The following is a 4,165-nucleotide window of genomic DNA, read 5'->3' as shown; positions in this document are numbered from 1 at the left end:
AGTAACCTCCTCAGAACGTATCACACTTTTATTATTGTCTGTTTCTAATTTTAAGGGTTGTACTTGCTCAATGTGTGTATCATTACTAATATAAGTAATAAAAAAATAGACACATGAAATGAAAATGAAAAATAAAGTAATAGATATTCTAGTTATCATAAATGAATTCACAATTATCATTTACAGTATAATTACTATATCGTATATTTCTTCAATGTACAAAAATTAAGAAAAAATATTTCCAATTAGATAATTATTTTCCACTCCTTTAACATTAACTTTCACAATACTCTTGGCTTGAGCTTTTGATTCAAGCTTTATTAATGCAAAATTTTCTGCTCTACCGACATTATTTTGCTCAACCAGAACACTTTGCTTAGTGTTGATCAAGGATTGACAAAAACTGCTCATAATTTCTTTATTTACTTCTCTTAAATTTTTTACTCGTTCTTTACGCACATTCTCTGGTACTTGTGGCATTCGTGCAGCAGGTGTATTTTTCCGCTCTGAATATGGAAAAGCATGTAGGTAAACTATATTTGTTTTTTTCAGTAAATCAACTGTATCCTGAAACATTTCATCAGTTTCTGTTGGAAATCCAGCAATAATATCAGCGCCAAATGCTATATTAGGTCTCAAGCTCTTCATTTTATGACAAAATTCTATCACTTGTTCTCTGTTGTGACGACGCTTCATTCTCTTTAGTATTAAATTATTACCAGATTGTAGACTCAAATGTAAATGAGGCATAAGTCTTGACTCATTAGCTATTAAATCCATTAATTCGTCGTCAACTTCAGCAACATCGATAGAGGAAAGTCTTAGCCTCTTCAACTCTGGTATATCCTTTAAAACTCTCCTAATCATTGAACCAAGTGATGGCTTACCCAACAAATCTGTACCAAAGTCAGTAATATCAACCCCTGTAAACACTACTTCTTGATATCCATTTTCTACAAAGATCCTGATTTGCTCTATAATACTGTTTATTGGCACAGATCGATTATTCCCTCTTGCCTCAGTAATTGAACAAAATGTGCAGCTATGATTACAACCATTTTGAATTTCAATAAATGCCCTTGACTTATCTTCAAATCCATTAATTAGAACAGGTTCTACTTGGTTATCACTGACCAAGATTTTATCGTCATTTAGTAAGTAATTTTCAGCTTTTAGCTTATCTTGATTACCGAGCACTTTACTTACACCAGGAATGCTACTGTAAACTTCTGGATCCAACTGAACAGCACAACCAACTACGATAATTTCTTTATTTGGATCATTTTTGTAAATCTTACGTATCTTTTGCTTTACCTGACGTTCTGCTTCGTTTGTCACTGCACAGCTATGCACCACAACAACATTTTCTCTCTTTGCTTTTTTTAATGCTTCTTTGATTAACTCGCTCTCGTAAAAATTTAGACGACAACCAAATGTTATCACTTCATTCATGTTAGTATTTTTTGCTTTAATAGACCTAAATTATATCAAATATCCAAGCAAAGTCTCTTGCATGACTATTTTTTTGTAAATAAATGCTATGCAAGCAGCAGACACTGGGATCTCAACGATTTTCACTCAGACACAGTATCATTCCTTTGCTTATTATAGTCTTTTGACCTTTTTAAGATACAATCCGGATTGGATACTAAGTTGGTGAGTATAAAAGTATAGCTTCTACGTCATACCGCTGCGGTATCTCTTAGCCGCTAACAAGTAGCGGGATGACGATTGTCGGTGAATCTAAGTTACCTTAGCTACATTTCTAGCTGTAACTATAAATGTATGGATTTTTTATCGTGCCATGTTATAATTAACGTCTTGCTAAAAATTAAATATTGATGAATGAACTAAGAAAGTTAAGTATTACACAAATGCATGACGGGCTCAAAAAAAAGAGTTTTTCTGCCGTTGAACTCGTAGAGGCGCACATCAGTGCGGTTGAAAATGAGAAATTAAATGCATTTATAACAAAAACCCCAGAGATAGCAATGAAAGCTGCTAAAGCTGCAGATGAACATTTCTCTAGGCAAAAGGATGATTTAATCTCGCCGCTCATGGGTGTACCAGTTGGCATCAAAGATCTATTCTGTACAAAAGGAATAAAAACAACAGCATGCTCAAAAATGCTGGAAAATTTCGTTCCGACTTACGAATCTACGGTGTCTGACTTGCTTTTAAAAAGTGGAGCAGCCATGCTCGGTAAGCTTAATATGGATGAATTTGCTATGGGTTCTGCGAACACAAATAGCTATTTTGGCCCTGTTGAAAATGTGTGGATTAGAAAAAGCGATGGGGAAAAAGTTGTTCCTGGTGGATCATCTGGTGGATCTGCAGCATCGGTGGCTGGATTTTTATGCGCTGGAGCACTAGGGAGTGACACCGGTGGATCTGTGCGCCAACCAGCAGCTTATTGTGGAGTGGTTGGAATAAAGCCAACTTATGGAAGATGCTCGCGTTTTGGTATGATTGCATTTGCGAGTTCTCTAGATCAAGCAGGAGTCATTACTCGTTCTGTCTCTGATTCAGCATTAATGCTGGAAGCAATCTGTGGCTATGATACAAAAGATTCAATATCAAGCGAAAAGCCAGTGCCTAAATTTTCTAGCTTTATAAATGGTGATGTCAAGGGTAAGCGTATTGGTATACCAAAAGAATATAGGATGGATGGAATTTCAGAGGAAATAGTCCATAATTGGGAGAAAGTTGCTTCCTATTTAAAAGAAAATGGCGCTGAAGTTGTTGACGTTACTCTGCCACATACTAAATATGCAATACCAGTCTATTATTTAATTTGTTCTGCTGAAACTTCATCCAATCTTGCTCGTTATGACGGTGTGCGTTATGGGTTCAGGGTTGATGCTGATACCCTTGAAGAAATGTATTCACTAACAAGAGCAGAAGGTTTTGGTAAAGAGGTGAAAAGAAGAATTTTAATTGGCGCTTATGCGCTTTCCTCAGGTCATTACAATGAATATTACGAAAAAGCACAGTGTATCAGGGCATTAATCAGAAATGATTTTATAAAAGCGTTTGAAAAAATAGATTACATACTTGTGCCATCTGCTCCAACAGAAGCTTTTGGCTTAAATGAAAAGCCAGATCCGCTAATTATGTGCATCAATGATGTGTTTACTGTGCCGGCAAGTCTGGCAGGATTGCCTGCTATTTCTGTTCCTGTTGGGCTCTCCAATGAGGGTTTACCACTTGCCTTGCAAGTGATTGGAAATTATTATGATGAAGCTGGAATATTAAATGTGGCAAGTGTGATAGAGCAAAATTGCGGCAGAATAATTAGACCTCTTGCATAATCTATTTTTTGATAGTAATTTTTGCATTAAAATTTGCTTACGCTCCTCAACGTACTCTATGGTTCCATTTTTAGATAAATAGCAAAAACAGGGTATATTAATCTGTTTACAAAATTTTCGTGTAACAGTTCACACTTAATTAAACAGACTGAATTCTGTAATTTTGGGATGTTGAAAAATTTACCTCACGTTGTCATTCCAGCGCATAACGCTGAAATCCAGATTTATAGAAACGAAAAAACTTGCTTGACACATTTTGCCAACCCCCTTATTACGATGTGTAGTACAATGATACAAATTAAGAATTCCCCCATCCTGTGCTGGTTCTTCGATCTGAAATCCTACTTCTACCTGATCACAACCAATGTTAATTTGTCCTATTAATGCTTTAATAATGCCGCGCTTAGTTTGCCAATCTAGCTGTTCCAGGTTCGATTTTACACTAGAATAAAAATTCTTTATGCTATTTATAATAAGACTTATTCCTTTTTCTACTGCCTTCTGATCAACTACCTTTTTTTTCTCTTCTTCTATCCCTTGTAAGCGTTCTTTCATTTTTCTCATTGTCTGTTTAAATTCTTCCTCGCTTATATATCCTTTCTCTCCTGCATTTTCTTGACTATAATAATCTTCCATTAATTTTTCGATACCTTCTTTTATTTGATTTTCTCTTCTTGCAAACTTTTTCTCTGATGATTCATCATTTTTATTTTCTAATACTCTACGTTGGTATTCCTTTTTTATCATCTCTGGGTTTTTTAGTACATCTTTCACCTTTTCCCATACTGACCTTACCCAGAAAAAGTGGAGAGAAAGAAAGGAGTTTTTTCGGGTAAAATAAAATTTTGGAGGAT

The 4,165-nt window shown here is 35.2% G+C and carries 2 protein-coding genes and 2 pseudogenes; 1 reads left to right on the top strand and 3 read right to left on the bottom strand.

All coding sequences use genetic code 11. From position 1 onward, the window contains the following. Positions 1–159 (bottom strand): annotated as a pseudogene (locus tag ACIPNH_RS03895) (P44/Msp2 family outer membrane protein); the annotation flags it as partial. Between the two features lie 66 nt (positions 160–225). Then, positions 226–1,452 (bottom strand): tRNA (N(6)-L-threonylcarbamoyladenosine(37)-C(2))-methylthiotransferase MtaB, encoded by a 1,227-nt coding sequence (mtaB, locus tag ACIPNH_RS03890; RefSeq protein WP_010082135.1) that lies wholly within the window; start codon positions 1,450–1,452, stop codon positions 226–228. A gap of 389 nt (positions 1,453–1,841) precedes the next feature. Here mtaB and gatA point away from each other — a divergent pair, with 389 nt between their 5' ends. Next, positions 1,842–3,311 (top strand): Asp-tRNA(Asn)/Glu-tRNA(Gln) amidotransferase subunit GatA, encoded by a 1,470-nt coding sequence (gatA, locus tag ACIPNH_RS03885; protein ID WP_010962643.1) that lies wholly within the window; start codon positions 1,842–1,844, stop codon positions 3,309–3,311. A gap of 180 nt (positions 3,312–3,491) precedes the next feature. Here the strand turns inward: gatA and ACIPNH_RS03880 are convergent. Then, a pseudogene (locus ACIPNH_RS03880) lies at positions 3,492–4,165 on the bottom strand (hypothetical protein); the annotation flags it as partial.

It is taken from the genome of Wolbachia endosymbiont of Drosophila barbarae (assembly GCF_044752445.1).
GTDB lineage: Bacteria > Pseudomonadota > Alphaproteobacteria > Rickettsiales > Anaplasmataceae > Wolbachia > Wolbachia pipientis.
Note: the sequence above shows the minus strand (reverse complement) of the source record. Positions and strands in the feature narration are given on the sequence as shown.

Coding starts and splice junctions, on each gene's coding strand:
- mtaB (WP_010082135.1), bottom strand. CDS start 1,452: ATGAATGAAGTGATAACATTTGGTTGTCGTCTAAATTTTTACGAGAGC.
- gatA (WP_010962643.1), top strand. CDS start 1,842: ATGAATGAACTAAGAAAGTTAAGTATTACACAAATGCATGACGGGCTC.